We start from the raw sequence: 15306 nt of genomic DNA on the forward strand, positions 1-15306 counted from the left end.
CTCCCAGTCGGAAAACCGGGCGGATCATATTGCTCGCCGGTGAGCGTGCGCTAGGTGGTGGCGCGGCGGCGGTGATACGCGAAGGTCAGCTGCGCCAGGATGAGGCGATCCTCGGTCTCGATCTCGACGAAGCTCAGCGACACGTCGGTGTCGGTCTCACGAACCGTCGACGCGGTGGCCTTGATCTCGCGATTGGCCTGGACGAGACCGATCACGACGTCGTGCAGGTCCGCCGGCTGGTAGGACGACTGGCGGGCGACGCGCAGTCCGCCGGCGCTGATGTCGCGGGTGAAGGTGGTCTTCGGCGGGCTGTCGGGGTCGCCGAGCGGGCGCAGGTGGGCGGGCAGGACGAGCGGCGCGCGCGAGAACGTCCGGCGCTGGCCGAGCCGGAACGGGTCAAGCAGGGTCGCGACGAGCTCTCCGTCGGTGCCGGCCGGGCGGACCTCGGCCTTGAGGGCCTGCAGCGAGCCGCCGGCGTCGATCAGGAGATAGGTGGTCAGGTGGCCGGGCGCGAGCGCGTCCTCCGGCAGCGGACCGCTGGGCGCGAGAACGACGTCGGAGCCGGTGAACCCGACCACGAGGCAGGGCACAGCCTCGTCGCCTAGATCGAGCTGGGCTGGTTGTCCCTCGCTGAGCGCGCTTGCAAATCCCGTAGCCATAGGTTCTTCCCAGACGCTGTATCGGCCACACGCCGTCGCGGGTTTAGAGGCAATTCCTTCAGGTGCGCTGCGTCAGGCTGAACCAGTTGCCGAAGGGGTCGCGGAACAGCGCTTCGACGCCGTAGAAGCGCTCGGCCGGCTCCTGCAGGAACTCGACGCCCTTGGCCTTCAGCGCGTCGTAGGTGGCGCGGCAGTCCGCGGTGGCGAACACGCCGCTGCCCATCGCGCCCTTGCCCACCAGCGCCTTGATCTGCTCGGCGGCCTCGGGCGGCATCATCGGCGGTCCGGGGACGAGCAGCACGATCTCGAGGTCGGGCTGGCCCGCCGGGCCGACGCTGAGCCAGCGGAACGTGTCCATGGTCTGGTCGGCGCGGACCTCGAAGCCGAGCGCGTCGCGGTAGAACGCGAGCGCCTCGTCCTGGTCCAGGACCCAGATCGTCGCGTGGGAAAGCCGGGTGATCATGGCCGCGACGCTAATGCCGGCCGTGTCACTCCGCTTCCGGAAAACTGCTCTTGCGGGTCCACATGAGCGTGAAGCAGCCCGGGATCATCGGCGGCGGCGCGCCGCGGTGGCGGTCGCGGTAGGCGGTCGGCGTCTCGCCCATGATCTCCCCGAAGGCGGTGCTGAACCAGCCGATCGAGGTGAAGCCGACATCCAGGGCGATCTGGGTGACGGGCGTGTCGGACTCCCGGAGCGCGTCGGCCGCGCGCTCGATCCGGCGGCGCTGCAGATAGCGGTGGGGCGTCTCGCCGAACTCGCGCTTGAACTGGCGGATGAAGTGCGCCTCGGAGGCGAGCGCCGCGCGGGCCAGCGTGGCGATGTCCAGCGGTTCCGCGTAGCGGCGGTCGATCTCGTCCTTGGCGGCTCGCAGGTGGTTCACGGCGCGAAGGCCACCTCGCCGTCCGGTGCGCAGAACCGCGCCGTGCGGAGCGCTTCTTCGCGGATGGCGCGGTGGTCGAAGTCGGTGTGGGGCGTGATGAGCAACCGCGGGCCGTCCATCCGCCAGCTGGCGGCGACGCGGCCGTCGACGGTCACCGTGCAGGCGCCGCTGAGCGTGAGTTTGAGCGGCTGGATCTCGGGCGGGATGATCCGGTCGCGGTCGGCGTAGGCCAGCAGCGGCTGGTCCCAGTTGCCCAGGAAGCGCGGCGGGAGCTTCGTCTTCGCGGGTGGGAGCGGCTGATCCGGGAGGTCGATCAGCTCGCGGCCCTGCTCGTCGCGGTAGGCGAGGGTCGCGACGTCCTCCCACGGGAACTCGCGCTGGGCGACGCCGGCCCAGTCGGCGACGTCCTTGCGGGAGGCCGGGCCGAAGGCGGTCAGATAGCGGGTGAGAACGAGCGCGGCGGCCTGTTTCTGGTCCGGCAGCGGGCGCGGGTCGAGCACGAACCGCGCGTTGCGGGTGCTGTCGCGCCAGTGGCCGGCGGGCGGGAGGAACGTGAGCGGGAGCAGCGTGCGGGCGTAGAGCAGCGGCATGTTCGGGTCCGGCGGGGCGCCATCGTGGGTCGCGATCCGCTCGCGCAACTCGACGTTGGTGCGCGGCGTCTGCAGAAACGCGGTCAGGTCGGCGGCGATGCGCTCCTCGTCGAGGTCGGGGTGGCGCTTGCGCAGTGTCCGCATCCGGTGGTGGCGGCACAGCTGCGCGTAGGCCGGGAAGTCCTCGGCGTGCGCCAGATGCAGCGTCATCCGCATCAGCGTGGCCTTCTTGACCTGCCCGTGGTCGATCGCGGCCTCGAGCGCGGCCTGCGTGAAGCCCTCCAGGCGGGCGGCGAGCGCGATGTGCGGCGCCGGTGGGTGCTGGCCCTGCAGCGGTGTCAGGCGGCGGATCGCCTCGGCCGGCTTCAGGCTTTGTCGCTCGATCAGGAACTGGCGCGCTGCGGTCGCCGCCGTGAGCTCTTCGCGTGTCAGGACCCGCATCGGCCGCAGCGTAGGCTGAAGCGCATGGCCCTCGCCTTCACGCTGCCTGACACCGACGGAACCCCGACTTCGTTGCACGGCGACGGCGCGCCCGCCGCGGTCGTCGTCTTCACCTGCAACCACTGCCCGTACGCGCTCGCGTGGCACGAGCGGATCCAGGACGTCGCGCGCGACTACGCCGACCGCGGCGTCCGCGTGCTGCAGATCAACGCCAACGACGCGGTCAAGCACCCGCGCGATTCGCTCGCGGCGATGCAGGCGCGGGTCGCGGCCGGCGAGTTCGCCTCCCCCTACCTGCACGACGAGACGCAGGAGGTCGCCCGCGCGTGGGGCGCCAAGACGACGCCGGACGTGTTCGTCACGGATGCCTCGGGCGTGGTGTACCGGGGCGCGCCGGACGCCGATCACGGCGACCCGTCGCTGAACGCCGCGTGGCTGCGCGCCGCGCTCGACGACGTGCTCGCCGGCCGTTCGGTCGCCAACCCGGAGACCAAGCCGGTCGGTTGCTCGATCAAGTGGAAGTAGCGCTCCTCTACTGGGACGGCTGCCCGTCACACCCGGCGGCGCTGGCGCAGTTGCGCGCGATCCTCGGCGAGGAGTTTCCTGTGACGGTCCGTGAGATCGTCGACGAGGAGCAGGCGATCGCGGAGGGATTCCCGGGCTCGCCGACGATCCGGGTCGACGGCGAGGACCTGTTCCCGATCGACGACCCGCCCGGTCTGTCGTGCCGGATCTACCGGCTCGCCGACGGCCGCTTCTCCCCCACCCCGGATCCCGGCGAGTTACGCGAGGCGTTGGCGCGAGTACGCTCGGCCGGGTGACGGGACGCCGCGCACGGAAGGCGCTGTGGAAGGAGATCCGGCGGATCGCGGAGGCGGATCTGGCCCTGGTGGCGGAGGAGATCCGCGACCTCGAGGCCGAGGCTGAGGGCGACGCCTACTACCGCGCCGTCGGGCTGCACGCGCGCGCCGAGTCGCAACTCGCGACGGCCGGGACGCTCACCGAGCTGCGCGACGTCGCCAGGCTCGCGGCGGAAGCGCGGCACCAGATCGCGTGTGCGCGGGCGGGTGAGGAGCTCACGCCACGGCCGCTCTGCCTGTTCGACCCCGCGCACGGCCCGTCCGCGCGGGAGGTCGTGTTCGCCCGCACCGGCGGCGCGCTGGAGAGCGTCCCCGCGTGCTCGGCATGCGCCGAGGAGGTCGACGCGGGCCGCGCGCCCCTCAGCCGCAAGGTGATGGTTTCCGGCCGCCCCCAGCCGTACTACCGCAGCCCCGCCCACGTCGGCTACTACGGCAGCGGCGACGAGACCTTGTCCGACCTGCTGGTGTTCGACCTCTCGACCGCCGCGCTGGCCGACCTCGGCCTCGGCCTGTTCGACCTGGCCGGCTGGCCGGACCTCGGGGTGTAGCTCGCCCTCCCCCTAGGTGGTCTCCCGCCACGCCGTTGCGGGGAGACCGTGTGGGACATGCCCCACCCACCCTTGCGTTCAAGTCGTACACCGGGGACAGTCCCCGGTGTACGACATGTATCCAAGCGGTATACCGGGGTCAGACCCCGGTATACGAGATGTATGCATGCGTGGGTGCTGGTCGTGGTGGCGCTGGCGGGTGTGGGGTGCGGCGGCGGGTCCGGTCGGCCTCGGGCGACGGCGTCGCCGAGCGCGACGAAGACACCGGTGGCCGCGCGTGCCTCGGTGCCGGTCGTTGCCGGGCCGTGGTCGGCTCCCGTCAAGGCGCGGCGGACGCCGCTTCGCTGTCCGGTGTCGAGCTCGCGGGCGGGGTGGCCGAGCCGGGTGCTGGCGCTGGGCGACGGGACGTACGTGAAGGTGTGGGGGCGGCGGCCGCGGCTGGCGACGGTCGACGCGCGCGGGCACCTGCTCGGGCAGACGGAGCTCGGCGCGCGGCGGGTGAGCGGCGAGCGGGCGCTCGCGTGCGGGCGGGGCGGGCAGACCGCGGTGGCGTGGACGGAGTACCGCCGCGACGGCACGGCCGCGCTGAAGCTCGCACGTCGCGGCGACGCGGTCACCTTGGACGTCGTCCGCGGGTTCTATGACGACCTGCCGATCGGTGACGTGACGCTGGCGTTCGCGCCGGACGGCTCGCTGCTCGTCGCCTACTCGATCTTTCACGAGGTCCGTGCCGTGGTCGTCGCGCCCTCGGGCGATCCGGGCGCCCCGTTCAAGCTCGGCCCCGCGTTCGAGGTCACGCAGGTCGCGGCGGAGATCGCCGCCAATGGGCGAGCGGTGATCGCCTGGACCACGATCGACGCGGGTGAGGAACGCAACGAGCACCGCCGGGTCTATGCCGTGACGGGCCGGCTCGAAGCGCTCGCGCCCGCGCAGCTCGTGCACCGTGCGGCCCATCTGAACGCGATGGCGATGACCGGTCAGCCGGGCACGGAGCTGCGCCTGAGCGTCGCGCGCAATGGCCGCGCGCTGCTCTTGTGGGGCCTCGACCACCCGGAGCAATTCTCGGAGTCGTACTCGCTGTGGGTGGCGGAGGCCGGCCCGGCCGGATCCTTCGGGCGCTCTCGCCAGCTTGTCGGCAACGGCGTTCCCGGCGACGTGGCGATGCGGTCGGACGGCACGGCGCTCGCGGTCTGGACGAACTCGGCGGGGCTGCGGGCGAGCGTCCACGCTCCCGGCCGCCGCTTCACGGCGCGTGAACCAGTCCTCGACGGCCGCATCGGCGAGCCGCGCGCGTCGTTCGTCGACGTCCGCCCGCGGATCGCGTGGGAGAACGCCTTCAGCGTCCGCGCAGCGCCGTGAGCGCGAACAGCACGCCCGAGACCGCGGTCGCGAGGTTCAGGCTCGAGACACCCGGGGACATCGGCAGCGCGAGGCGGGCGTCGGCGCGGGCCAGCAGCTCGTCGGAGAGCCCGTCGCGCTCGGTGCCGAACGCCAGCACCGCCCGCTCCGGCACGGCGGCCGACAGCGGCTCGCCCGTGGGATCGAGCGCGATCAACGGCCGGTCACCGGTCCTGATCACCCGCGAGCGAGCGACGGGAAGCGCGAAGTGCAACCCCGCCGAGCCGCGCAGCGCGTCCGGGTGCCACGGATCCTGGACGCCGGTGGTGATCACCCCTGCCGCGCCCGCCGCCGCGGCCACCCGCACGCACGCGCCGAGGTTGCCGAGGTGGCGCGGCTCCTCGAGCAGGATCACCGGCGCCGGGCCGGGCAGCGCGAGGATCCCGTCCGGGTCGGGCTGGCGCGGGCGGCGAGCGACCGCCAGCACCTGTGCGCGCGGCACCACCGCGGCCAGCTCCGCCTCCGAGACGACGGTCGGATCGAGCGCGATGTCCGGCGCGAGCCGCGCGATCAGCGCCGCCACCTCCGCCGGATCGGCCGTCCACACGCCCAGCAGGTCCGCGCCGAAGCGCACCGCGTGCTTGATGGCGTGAAAGCCCTCGAGCACGACGACCCCCGGGTCCCGGCGCGACCGCGCGACCTCGTCGAGCCTCATCGGCGCAGGAACCGGACGCGGTCGGCCGCGACCACGCGCGCACCGAGCGCGGCCGGAAGGCTGTAGGTCTCGCCGGCGGCCGACCCGTCGAGCGTGGCGACCGCGTCACCGAGCTGCACCTCCCAGGTCGCCATGTAGATCCCGACAGTGCGTGCGACCGGCTCCGCCACGCCCAACAGCGCGGCGAGCTCGAGCGCCGGAACCGGCGGGCTGAACTCCAGCGACGCGCCCGGCGCCAGCGAGTCGACGGCTTCGAGACCGACGGCGGGCCGTTCGACCGGCACGAGCACCTCGCGCCGCCCCAGGTCCGCCGCCGTCGTCACCGGCGCCTCGTGGTGCATGTCCCACGCGAACGTGCAGAAGAACGGCGCGTCGGGCGCGAGCGAGCCGTACAGGGGCGTCCGCACGAGCTCCTCGAGCGGGACGCCGTGCTGCGCTGCGAGCTCGCCGACGGTCACGCCGCGAGCATACGAGGCGCGGCGAAAGCAAGCTTGATCGGGCACAGCCCGATCAAGTTGACGTTCGCGCCGCGGGGCGGCCCCGACCGGAGGCGCAGGTCGGGGCCGCATCGAACCTCGTGACCTCACAGAGACCCCGCCCCCGGCCGGGGGAGTCGGCCGGGGGCGGGTGGGGACCTCATCTGGGGAGGGAGGCTTAGAGCCGGTCGCGCCAGCCGACGGCCGCCGAAGCGACGTCGCCCAGGGCGTCGGTCAGGCCGCGGCGGTCGCCGGCCGCGCGGGCCTTGTGGAGCGTGCGAAGCGCATTCGCCATCACGGCCGGTCCGGTCGGGCCGGCCTCACGCAGGCGTGCCAGCTCGCCGCGGGTCAGCTGCCGCGGTTCGCCGCACACGAGCGTCGCCAGTTCACGCGCACGACGCTCGGCCGCAGCCGCGCGCTCTTCGGACGCGCGTGCCGCCGACATCGCCGCGCCCACGGCCGCAGAATCCGTCGAAGCTTCCGCCAGCAGGCGCTCCGCCGCGCGAGCGCGCGCCTCTGCGTCAGCAGCGCGCACCTCAGCGGCACGAGCGGCCCGGCGGGCCTCGTGCGTATCCGCGACCGCGGCCTGGGCCTGGTCGTATGCCGCTCGCACCCGAGCGTTGGCGTCCGCGGTGAGCATCTCGACCTGCTCGCCGGCCTCGCGTTCGACGACCTGGACACGCTCACGCGCGCCACGGGCACGGCGCTCGCGCTCACCCGCACGGCGGGCACGCACTCGCGCATCACCCAACTGGTCTTCGGCACGATCGGCACGACGCTCGGCCGCAGCCACCTCACGTTCCAGTGACGCGATACGGCGCTCCATGGTGCGGATGCGCTCCGAGGACTCGAGCAGCGCCTCGTCGACGCTGCGGGGAGCCTGCGGCTCGCGCTGCTCCATGGCGGGACGCGCGACCCCGGCCGGGCGACGGCGCGGACCGGAGCGGTGGGGCTCCAGGCCGGCAGCACGCACGGCGGCGTCGAACGACCCGTCGAACGGGCGCTTGGCGGCATTGGTCGAGGGCCAGATCCCGTCGCGGTACCGCTCGATGCGCCATTCCTGCGCGCGCCAGCGGGCCAGCGAGGGGTTCCAGTCAGCAGAGCACGGAGGCTCGCCGAAACGGACGTTCCACTCGAGGATCTTCTCGATGATTGTCTCGCGGGTCCAGCGCGTCACTCGACGCCCTCCCGCGGTGTTCGCGGAAGGGGGCAAAGGACGCTCCGTTTCCGCTAGTAGCCGCTCGGCTGCTGGACGTTGATTCGCGCGGCGAGGGTCGCCGGCAGGCTCAGCTCGCGCCGCCACGACTTCGTACCCGTGGGGACGGGCATGAAGGCATCGTTGTGGGCGGCGTAGACGGCCATTGCTCAAACCAAAGTACAGGCTCAAACGGCTCTCGTCCAGCCCTTTTCACGGTCGCTGGGTTCGAACCCTGCGAAGCTGACCGCCATGCCCACTGAGGTCGCCCCGGGCGTCCACCGGCTCGGCAACGCGTTCGTCAACTGCTACCTGATCGAGGATGGCAACCAGCTGACGCTCGTCGATGCGGGCATGCCGGGCTTCCGCTCGCAGCTCGACGAGCACCTGCGGTCGCGGGGCCGCAGCGTCGGCGACATCGCCGCGGTGATCCTCACCCACGCGCACGGCGACCACGTCGGAATGGCCGAGCGCGTCCGGCTCGACGCGCCCGCGCCGGTGTACGTGCACGTCGCGGATGAGCACATGGCCCGCACGGCCAAGATCCACACGCGCGACGGCAGCCTCCTCCCCTACCTGCGGCGCCCCGCGGTCTGGAAGCTGCTCGCGATGGGGGTGCGCAACGGCGCGGTCCGGCCGACCAAGATCCGCGAGCTGACGACCTTCACCGACGGCGACCTCGACGTCCCCGGCCGCCCGCGCGTGATCCCCACGCCGGGGCACTCCCCCGGGCACGTCGCGTTCCAGCTCCCCGACCGCGGCGTCCTGCTCGCCGGCGACGCGCTCTGCACCTACAACCCGCTCACGGGCACGCGCGGGCCGCAGGTCCTGCCGAAGGCGTTCGCCCACGACGCGCTGCAGGCGATCGCGTCCCTGTCCGCGCTCGAGGGCATCGATGCGGGCGTGATGCTGTTCGGCCACGGAGAGCCGTGGACGGACGGGCCCTCCTCAGCAGTCGCTCATGCCCGAGAAGTCGGCGTCACATAGCGGCTCGCGCTTCTACCCTGATCACGCGCAAGTTGAGCACTGAGTCGTCCACTTCTGAGCATCCGCTCGTCCCGCTCGCGCCGCCGGTGACCACCCCTGGTCCCAAGCGGCGCTGGTCGCCCCTGTCCGTTCTCGGGATCGTCGTGTCGATCGTGGCGCTCGCCGGCGTGGTCTGGTGGGCGTCCAAGCAGCAGGCGCCGCAGCTGCCCAGCACGCCGGCCGAGATCGCCGCGCTGATCGGCGCGATCGCGCTCTACGCCCTCGCCACCGTGGTCCGCGCGGAGCGCTGGCAGCGGCTGCTCGAGGATGAGGGCGCGAGCCCACACCGCGCCGATACGTACTCCCTGACGGTGGTCGGCTACATGGGCAACAACGTCCTTCCCGCGCGCGCCGGCGACGCGATCCGCGTCGTGCTCATGGCCCCGCGCGCGAACACGTCCAATCGCACCGTGGTCGGCACGCTGGTGGCCGAGCGCCTGCTCGACGTCGCCGTGCTGCTGGTCCTGTTCGTCGTCGTCGGCTACGGGCTGCTGGGCGAGGTCGGCGGCAATTCCGTCGAGCTGATCGCGCTGGTCGCGATCGTCGGGATCAGCGCCGTCGGGGTCGGCTGGCGGTTCATCCGGCGCAACGAGAAGCTCCACGGCATGCTCGCGCCGATCGCTTCGGCGACGCTCGGGCTGCGCAAGGCGCACCACGGGCTCCGGCTGCTCGGCCTCACGTTCGTCATCTGGGGGATCGAGGCCGGCGTGTGGATGGCCGTCGGCGCCGCGGTCGGGTTCGGCATGACGCCGATCGAGGGCCTGTACCTCGTCGCGCTGGCCAGCGTCTTCTCGATGATCCCCTCCGGGCCGGGCTACGCCGGCACCCAGGATGCCGCTGTGGCGATCGGCATCAAGGCGATCGGCGGGACAGGCGGGGTCAAAGTCGGCTACCTCTTGATGTTGCGCTTCGTGATCGTCGTGCCGATCACGTTGCTGGGACTGATCCTGATGATCACCCGCTACGGCGGGCTGAAGAAACTGCGCTCCATGCGCGCCGAAGCCAAGGGCTAGAGACACCAGATGACCGACATCGCCGCTCCCGCGGCCCCACAGCGAGAAGAGACGACGTCGGCCCGTCGCGGCCCCGCGGCCTGGTTCGCCCGCCAGCAGACGAGCGAGCTGGTGGCGTGGGGCGTGCTGTTCGCCGCCGCGATCGTCGTCCACGTGATCGGCCTCGGCAACCGGCCGTTCCATCACGACGAGAGCCAGGACGCGTACTTCTCGTACCTGTTCCGCCAGACCGGCGACTACCAGTACAACCCGCTGCTGCACGGCCCGCTGCGCTTCTACCTGACCGGGCTGATGTACGTGCTGTTCGGCGACTCGAACTTCACCGCCCGCCTCGCCCCCGTGCTGATGGCGCTCTCGATGGTCCCGATGTGCTGGCCGCTGCGCCGCCTGATGGGCCGCCCGGCGGCGTTCTGCGCCGCGGCGCTGTTCGCGTTCGGGCCCAGCTACCTCTACTTCGGCCGCTTCGCCCGCGAGGACATCTACGTCGCCGCGATCACGCTCGGCCTGCTGGTCTCGATCTGGTGCTACATCGACCGGCCGCGCAAGTACCACCCGGCGATCATCGGCGCCTTCCTGGCCGCGTCGTTCGCGACCAAGGAGACGACGTTCATCACGGTCTTCGTGATGGGCTCGTTCTTCCTGTTCTCGTTCGCGATCCCCGCGTGGCGGGAGGAGCTGATCGGCGCCCTCAAGCGCGCGGGCTGGGAGGGCTGGGGCTGGTTCCTGGCGGCGTTCGCGGGGCTCTTCACGATCCTCTTCACGACGTTCCTCACCCACCCCGGCGGGCTCTGGGACGGCATCTACACCGGCCTGAAGTACTGGATCGACCAGCACGGCGTCGCCCGCGGCGGCGAGCCCTGGCAGTTCTATTCCACGGTGCTGATCACGATCGAGTGGCCGGCGCTGATCCTCGGCGCCATCGGCGCCGTCTCGCTGTGGCGGCGCAAGCCCTACTTCGCGGCGTTCCTGGTCTGGGACTTCGTCCTCTCGCTGATCGTCTACTCGTGGGCGGGCGAGAAGTTCGCGTGGCTCGTGCTGCACCCGCTGCTGCCGGTCATCCTGCTCGCGGGCGTGGGCCTGCAGGCGATCTGGTTCACCCGCGGCACGCTGCGTTACGTCGGCCTCGTGGGCGCGGCGATCGCGCTCTTCTACGTTGGCCTGGCGTCCTGGTGGGTCAACGTCGACCGCGGCGCCGACCCGCGCGAGATGCTCGTCTCCACGCAGTCCGCACCCGACGTCAAGAAGGTCGCCGACCAGGTCCAGGCGCTGGCCGACAGCCGCGGCCCCGGAAAGCCGCCGCTGACGGTCACGATCGACTCCTCGCAGGGCGCGACGTTCCCCTACGCCTGGTACTTCCGGCACCTCTCGGTGGGCTACATCGACCTCGCGCAGCAGAACGCGCCGCCGCCCACGTCGGACGTGGTCGTGATGACCGACGAGGCCCACGCCCGCCTCCAGAACGCCCTGCAGGCCTACGACGGCCGCCAGTTCCAGTTCCGCATCTGGTGGGTGCGCGACTACGGTGCGATCCGCCCCGGCAACCTCTTCTCCTACATCACGCAGCGCAAGGTCTGGAACCCCACGGGCGGGATGAAGGAATGGCTCTACGTCAAGAAGGGCCTCTGAGCTCCCACACCGTGGTGCCGGCGCGCGAGTAGACCTTGCGGCCGAGTTGGTCCCACTTGGCGACGCCCGCGTCGCCATAGGTGGTCTGCTCGATCGGGCCGAAGACGACGTACTTGATCCCGTAGCGGTCGATCAGCGGCTGCGCGACCTGGGCGTCCGGGGTGGTGTAGAGCGTCTGGACGTCGGTCGAGCGCGTGCCCGGGTCGTGCTGCCACTGGACCTCGTGGCCGGCCCAGCCGATCACGGTCGAGAGGCCGGTGAAGGTCGAGATGCGGCCGTGGCCGAAGGCGGAGTAGTCGTCTCCGAAGGCCTCCAACACGACTGAGTCGCCCGGCGCGTTGTCGCGCAGCCAGTCGATCGCGCCCGGGTCGCCCGGGGACTTCGCCGCAAGCCACTTCAGGCCGTCCAGCGACGGTGCGTTCGCGAACCCGCCGGTGCGCGCGTAGGAGCCCGCGTAGGGGAAGACGAGCCCGAGGATGATCAGCACCGCCGCGACCGCCACCCAGAGCGTCCACGCCCACCGCGGCAGCCACGCGCCCGCCCACGGCAGCGCACAGCCCGCGGCCAGCCCGAGCAGCAGGAACGCCTGGTAGCCGGCCTTGAAGACCGTGTTCATGCGGAACAGCGCCGACCCGTCGAACGCGTCCTTGAGATAGAGGATCTCCGGGATCAGCAGCAGCGCCGCGCCGCCGGCGATGAGGATCCAGAGGAAGCGCTCCGGCGCGGTCAGATCGCGCTGCAGGACGGCGCCGATCCCGATCGCCATCGCGATCCCGGCGACCATCGCGCCCGCCAGGTCGTCGGTCGCGAGCACGGAACCGACGACGAGGCTCGCCACCGCGCCGAACCCGAGCCAGCGCCAGCGGTTCGGCGAGCCGAAGATGCGCGCCGCGAACGCGGGCACCAGCGGCCAGGCGAGAATCGCGTAGATCAACGCCATGTCGCCGAGCCACTTGCCGAACGGCCGGCGCACGTGGACGAAGCCGATCCCCTTCGCCTCGGGGTCGAAGTTCAACAGGAACGGCAGGATCAGGACGAAGCTGGCGACGATCACCAGCCCCAGCCACACGATGGGATAGCCCTTGCGGTGCTTCCCGTCCGAACGGACCCACGTGATCACCGATGCAGCGAGAATCCCCGCCGCGACGGGGTACGACCAGGAGTTGATCGCGTACAGCGCGCCGATCGCGAGCCCGATCGCCAGCGCCTCGAGCACGGCTCGCCACACGACGTCCCCACGCGGGCCGCGAAGGGCGACCTGGAGCGCGAACGCCAGCGCAAGCACCGTGAACGGCAGCGCCAGCACGTGGGCGTGCAGATCGCCGAGGATGAACGAGAACGACGGGAACTCGTTGATCGTGTCCGGGATCACCCGCGACGGGTCGAACCAGGCGTAGTCCTTCGGCGGGTCGACGGCCTTGATCCACGTCCTGACGCCCGCGAGGTTGCCGAGGATCGTCACCAGCGCCGCGGCCACGAGGCCGGCGGCGACGGGGCCGCCGCGCGGCGCGCGGGCGCCGAGCGCTTCCCGTCCCGCCGCCCACAGCGTCCCGCTGAACGCGTAGACCGCGGTCGCCGTGAGCCCCATCAGCAGGCCCCACGAGAGCAGGTAGCCCGTGTCGGGCGCCAGGCCGAGCACCTTGATCGGCCACGCCAGCACGACGTGCCCGAAGTAGTAGTAGTTCAGCGTCTCGCCGCTCATCCAGGGGTCGTGCGGCGGGAAGTGGCTCGACTGGTTGATGGCGTTGATGAACCCCATGTCCATCGGCTTCTCGGTGTTCCAGACGTCGGGCGCGAACGACGCCAGCAGGACGCCCAGGGCGTAGACGACCGCGAAGACCGCCTCGCCGCCCCAGAAGAGCCGCCGCCGGACCGGGTCCTCCAGCGGCAGGGCGAGCCGCAGCAGCCGCCGGGACTTGCGTCCCTCGCCCTCCAGTCGCGTGCCGAGCGAGTGCAGCCGCAGCGCCACCAGCACGCTGACCACGGCCAACAGCACGAGGACGCCGACGATCAGCGGCACGCCGTAGCTGACGACGTGCAAGGACGCCGCCATCCAGATCAACCACGTGACGAGCAGCAGCCCGAGCACCTTCGAGAAGCCGAGACCGGCACCGGGAAGCCGCCCGAGCACGAGCGCAGCGAGCGGCGCGGCCAACAGGCCCACCACTTCGATCAGAAGGAAGAGCCCGAGCGCAGCGAGCATCGCGGCCGAGGAGGGTACCTTGGTCGGCCATGTCGCTCTACGACCTCGTCTCCTCGCTCTCACTTAGGATCGACGGATACACGCTCGAAGGCCTCGCCCGGACGGTCTCCTCCGGCTTCGAACGCAAGTCCACGATCATCGTCCTGACGGGCGGCGGTGAGGAGGGTCGCGGCGAGGACGTGACCTACGAGGCGGGCGCCCACGACGCCCAGCAGGCGGCCGGCCCGGTGCTCGACCTGACGGGCGAGTACACGTTCGACAGCTTCTCGGAGCATCTGGCGACGCTCGACCTGTTCCCGGGCTACACGCCGGAGCAGGCGGTCTACCGCAACTACCGGCGCTGGGCCTTCGAGTCCGCCGCGCTGGACCTCGCGCTGCGCCAGGCGAACACGTCGCTGCCCGAGGCGATCGGCCGCCGCGCCGAGCCGATCACGTTCGTCGTCTCCTCGCGCATGGGCACGCCGCCGACGATCGACCCCGTCACCCGTCGCCTCGCCGTCTACCCCCGGTTGCGCTTCAAGCTCGACGCCACGCCGGACTGGCCGCAGGAGCTGATCGAGCAGCTGCAGGCGACGGGCGCGGTGGACTCGATCGACTTCAAGGGCGCCTACAAGGGCACGCCGGTCGACGTCACGACCGACCCCGCCTTCTACAAGCACATCGCCGAATCGTTCCCGGACGCCTGGCTCGAGGATCCCGACCTCGACACCGAGGACGCGCGCAACGCGCTCGCGTCCCACCAGGACCGGATCACCTGGGACGCGCCGATCCACTCGGTCCAGGACATCCTCGACGCACCGGTGATCCCGCGCACGGTCAACCTGAAGCCGTCGCGCTTCGGTTCCGTGAAGGCGCTGTTCGAGGGGTATGAGTTCTGCGAGCAGCGCGGGATGGGCGCCTACGGCGGCGGCCAGTACGAGCTCGGCGTCGGCCGCGGGCACATCCAGTTGCTGGCCGCGCTGTTTCACCCGAACGCGCCCAACGACATCGCTCCCGGCGGCTACGACGACCTCGATCCCGAGCCCGCTTTGCCTGAGAGCCCCCTGAACGTGGACCCGGCGCCGCTGGGTTTCCGGCGCAACGTAAACTGAGAAGTCGCCATGCCGCCCAAGCCACGTCAAGTCCGCATGGAGTCCAAGTCGGCTCTGAATGCGATGCAGCAGCTCGAAACCCGCTCCGACGAAGAGCTGGAGAAGGAGACCCGGTTCAAGGCCGCCGCGCAGGCCATCCTGGGCACGCGCGCGGCGGAGCGCATGGATGCGGCGAAGTCCCGCGAGCATTTCCGCGCCGCGATCGCCGCGTCACGCCCGCAGGAGCGGTTGCAACTGCGCCGGATGGCCGAGGCCTCGCTGGCCCTGGCCGAGCGCCGCGCCGGTGATCTGAAGATCGCGACCGAGAAGCTCGGCGGCACGCCGCCGACGAACCGCCAGCTGCTGATGCTGCGGATCATGGGCGTGATCGCCCCGCCGCCCAGCGCCGGCCTCCCGCGCCGGATCGGCGGTGTCCTGCTCGTGATCCTCGCGATCGTGCTCGTGATCGCCCTCGGCACGGGCATCGTCTGGGTCATCTCGCAGCCGTTCGGCGGCGGACTGGGCAACACCGTGTGGTTCTACGGCCTCCTGCTGGTGGTGGTCGTGCTCGGCGTGCTCGCCGTGGTCGGCAGGCGCCGGCAGCGAGCCGCACGGGCCAAGGCCGCGGAGCAACGCGCGGCTGCTTACGGCGGCAAACGCTAAAG

Annotated in this window: 18 protein-coding genes; 9 read left to right on the plus strand and 9 right to left on the minus strand. The window is 71.6% G+C overall.

Annotation, left to right across the window (positions count from 1 at the left end; genetic code table 11):
* Window positions 1-50: 50 nt before the first annotated feature.
* The 4 genes from OM076_RS32425 to OM076_RS32440 all read right to left on the minus strand — a co-directional run bounded on the left by OM076_RS32425 (window position 51) and on the right by OM076_RS32440 (window position 2571).
* Window positions 51-590, minus strand: coding sequence for a PilZ domain-containing protein (locus OM076_RS32425; protein WP_270044297.1), 540 nt, complete (start codon window positions 588-590; stop codon window positions 51-53).
* A 127-nt stretch (window positions 591-717) separates the two neighbouring features.
* Window positions 718-1122, minus strand: a complete 405-nt coding sequence (locus OM076_RS32430) for a VOC family protein (RefSeq protein ID WP_270044298.1) — start codon at window positions 1120-1122, stop codon at window positions 718-720.
* Between the two features lie 25 nt (window positions 1123-1147).
* Window positions 1148-1540, minus strand: coding sequence for a helix-turn-helix domain-containing protein (locus OM076_RS32435; protein ID WP_270044299.1), 393 nt, complete (start codon window positions 1538-1540; stop codon window positions 1148-1150).
* Entirely contained in the window at window positions 1537-2571 is a 1035-nt protein-coding gene (locus tag OM076_RS32440; RefSeq protein WP_270044300.1) for a winged helix DNA-binding domain-containing protein, read from the minus strand. Before OM076_RS32440 ends, OM076_RS32435 begins: the two co-directional genes overlap by 4 nt.
* Before the next feature lie 24 nt (window positions 2572-2595).
* Here OM076_RS32440 and OM076_RS32445 point away from each other — a divergent pair, with 24 nt between their 5' ends.
* From OM076_RS32445 to OM076_RS32460, 4 genes are all read left to right on the plus strand, one after another.
* Window positions 2596-3096 (plus strand): thioredoxin family protein, encoded by a 501-nt coding sequence (locus OM076_RS32445; protein ID WP_270044301.1) that lies wholly within the window; start codon window positions 2596-2598, stop codon window positions 3094-3096.
* Entirely contained in the window at window positions 3087-3392 is a 306-nt protein-coding gene (locus OM076_RS32450; RefSeq protein ID WP_270044302.1) for a hypothetical protein, read from the plus strand. Before OM076_RS32445 ends, OM076_RS32450 begins: the two co-directional genes overlap by 10 nt.
* Window positions 3389-3979, plus strand: a complete 591-nt coding sequence (locus OM076_RS32455) for a hypothetical protein (protein WP_270044303.1) — start codon at window positions 3389-3391, stop codon at window positions 3977-3979. Before OM076_RS32450 ends, OM076_RS32455 begins: the two co-directional genes overlap by 4 nt.
* Window positions 3980-4141: 162 nt before the next feature.
* A complete protein-coding gene (locus OM076_RS32460) occupies window positions 4142-5338 on the plus strand; it encodes a hypothetical protein (protein WP_270044304.1) in 1197 nt (398 codons plus the stop codon).
* On the opposite strand, the gene OM076_RS32465 is transcribed toward OM076_RS32460, so the two are convergent.
* From OM076_RS32465 to OM076_RS32480, 4 genes are all read right to left on the minus strand, one after another.
* Window positions 5316-6032 (minus strand): TrmH family RNA methyltransferase, encoded by a 717-nt coding sequence (locus OM076_RS32465; RefSeq protein ID WP_270044305.1) that lies wholly within the window; start codon window positions 6030-6032, stop codon window positions 5316-5318. The two genes, OM076_RS32460 and OM076_RS32465, sit on opposite strands and share 23 nt — an antisense overlap.
* Window positions 6029-6490, minus strand: coding sequence for a hypothetical protein (locus tag OM076_RS32470; protein WP_270044306.1), 462 nt, complete (start codon window positions 6488-6490; stop codon window positions 6029-6031). Before OM076_RS32470 ends, OM076_RS32465 begins: the two co-directional genes overlap by 4 nt.
* A 196-nt stretch (window positions 6491-6686) precedes the next feature.
* Window positions 6687-7685 (minus strand): hypothetical protein, encoded by a 999-nt coding sequence (locus tag OM076_RS32475; RefSeq protein WP_270044307.1) that lies wholly within the window; start codon window positions 7683-7685, stop codon window positions 6687-6689.
* A 53-nt stretch (window positions 7686-7738) separates the two neighbouring features.
* Window positions 7739-7870 (minus strand): hypothetical protein, encoded by a 132-nt coding sequence (locus tag OM076_RS32480; protein WP_270044308.1) that lies wholly within the window; start codon window positions 7868-7870, stop codon window positions 7739-7741.
* Window positions 7871-7955: 85 nt separating this feature from the next.
* On the opposite strand from OM076_RS32480, the gene OM076_RS32485 reads away from it, so the two are divergent.
* Genes OM076_RS32485 through OM076_RS32495 form a run of 3 tightly spaced genes read left to right on the plus strand, consistent with a single transcriptional unit; the run spans window position 7956 to window position 11368 of the window.
* On the plus strand, window positions 7956-8690 hold the full coding sequence (locus tag OM076_RS32485; protein WP_270044309.1) for an MBL fold metallo-hydrolase: 735 nt from the start codon (window positions 7956-7958) through the stop codon (window positions 8688-8690).
* A 32-nt stretch (window positions 8691-8722) separates the two neighbouring features.
* Window positions 8723-9742 carry a lysylphosphatidylglycerol synthase transmembrane domain-containing protein gene (locus OM076_RS32490; RefSeq protein WP_270044310.1) on the plus strand — a complete coding sequence of 340 codons (1020 nt, stop codon included), beginning with the start codon at window positions 8723-8725 and terminating at the stop codon, window positions 9740-9742.
* A 9-nt stretch (window positions 9743-9751) separates the two neighbouring features.
* Window positions 9752-11368, plus strand: coding sequence for a flippase activity-associated protein Agl23 (locus OM076_RS32495; protein WP_270044311.1), 1617 nt, complete (start codon window positions 9752-9754; stop codon window positions 11366-11368).
* Here OM076_RS32495 and OM076_RS32500 read toward each other — a convergent pair.
* On the minus strand, window positions 11352-13571 hold the full coding sequence (locus OM076_RS32500) for a DUF2298 domain-containing protein (protein WP_270044312.1): 2220 nt from the start codon (window positions 13569-13571) through the stop codon (window positions 11352-11354). The genes OM076_RS32495 and OM076_RS32500 overlap by 17 nt on opposite strands.
* A gap of 29 nt (window positions 13572-13600) precedes the next feature.
* On the opposite strand from OM076_RS32500, the gene OM076_RS32505 reads away from it, so the two are divergent.
* Window positions 13601-14662, plus strand: a complete 1062-nt coding sequence (locus tag OM076_RS32505) for an enolase-like domain-containing protein (protein ID WP_270044313.1) — start codon at window positions 13601-13603, stop codon at window positions 14660-14662.
* Window positions 14663-14725: 63 nt separating this feature from the next.
* Entirely contained in the window at window positions 14726-15304 is a 579-nt protein-coding gene (locus OM076_RS32510) for a hypothetical protein (RefSeq protein ID WP_270044314.1), read from the plus strand.
* Window positions 15305-15306: the final 2 nt, after the last annotated feature.

It is taken from the genome of Solirubrobacter ginsenosidimutans, from assembly GCF_027587205.1.

What these genes read in the sequence shown, in the direction of transcription:
- OM076_RS32440 (WP_270044300.1), bottom strand. Translation starts at nt 2,571, where the DNA reads ATGCGGGTCCTGACACGCGAAGAGCTCACGGCGGCGACCGCAGCGCGC.
- OM076_RS32445 (WP_270044301.1), top strand. Translation starts at nt 2,596, where the DNA reads ATGGCCCTCGCCTTCACGCTGCCTGACACCGACGGAACCCCGACTTCG.
- OM076_RS32465 (WP_270044305.1), bottom strand. Translation starts at nt 6,032, where the DNA reads ATGAGGCTCGACGAGGTCGCGCGGTCGCGCCGGGACCCGGGGGTCGTC.
- OM076_RS32430 (WP_270044298.1), bottom strand. Translation starts at nt 1,122, where the DNA reads ATGATCACCCGGCTTTCCCACGCGACGATCTGGGTCCTGGACCAGGAC.
- OM076_RS32485 (WP_270044309.1), top strand. Translation starts at nt 7,956, where the DNA reads ATGCCCACTGAGGTCGCCCCGGGCGTCCACCGGCTCGGCAACGCGTTC.
- OM076_RS32460 (WP_270044304.1), top strand. Translation starts at nt 4,142, where the DNA reads ATGCATGCGTGGGTGCTGGTCGTGGTGGCGCTGGCGGGTGTGGGGTGC.
- OM076_RS32510 (WP_270044314.1), top strand. Translation starts at nt 14,726, where the DNA reads ATGCAGCAGCTCGAAACCCGCTCCGACGAAGAGCTGGAGAAGGAGACC.
- OM076_RS32480 (WP_270044308.1), bottom strand. Translation starts at nt 7,870, where the DNA reads ATGGCCGTCTACGCCGCCCACAACGATGCCTTCATGCCCGTCCCCACG.
- OM076_RS32500 (WP_270044312.1), bottom strand. Translation starts at nt 13,571, where the DNA reads ATGCTCGCTGCGCTCGGGCTCTTCCTTCTGATCGAAGTGGTGGGCCTG.
- OM076_RS32495 (WP_270044311.1), top strand. Translation starts at nt 9,752, where the DNA reads ATGACCGACATCGCCGCTCCCGCGGCCCCACAGCGAGAAGAGACGACG.
- OM076_RS32505 (WP_270044313.1), top strand. Translation starts at nt 13,601, where the DNA reads ATGTCGCTCTACGACCTCGTCTCCTCGCTCTCACTTAGGATCGACGGA.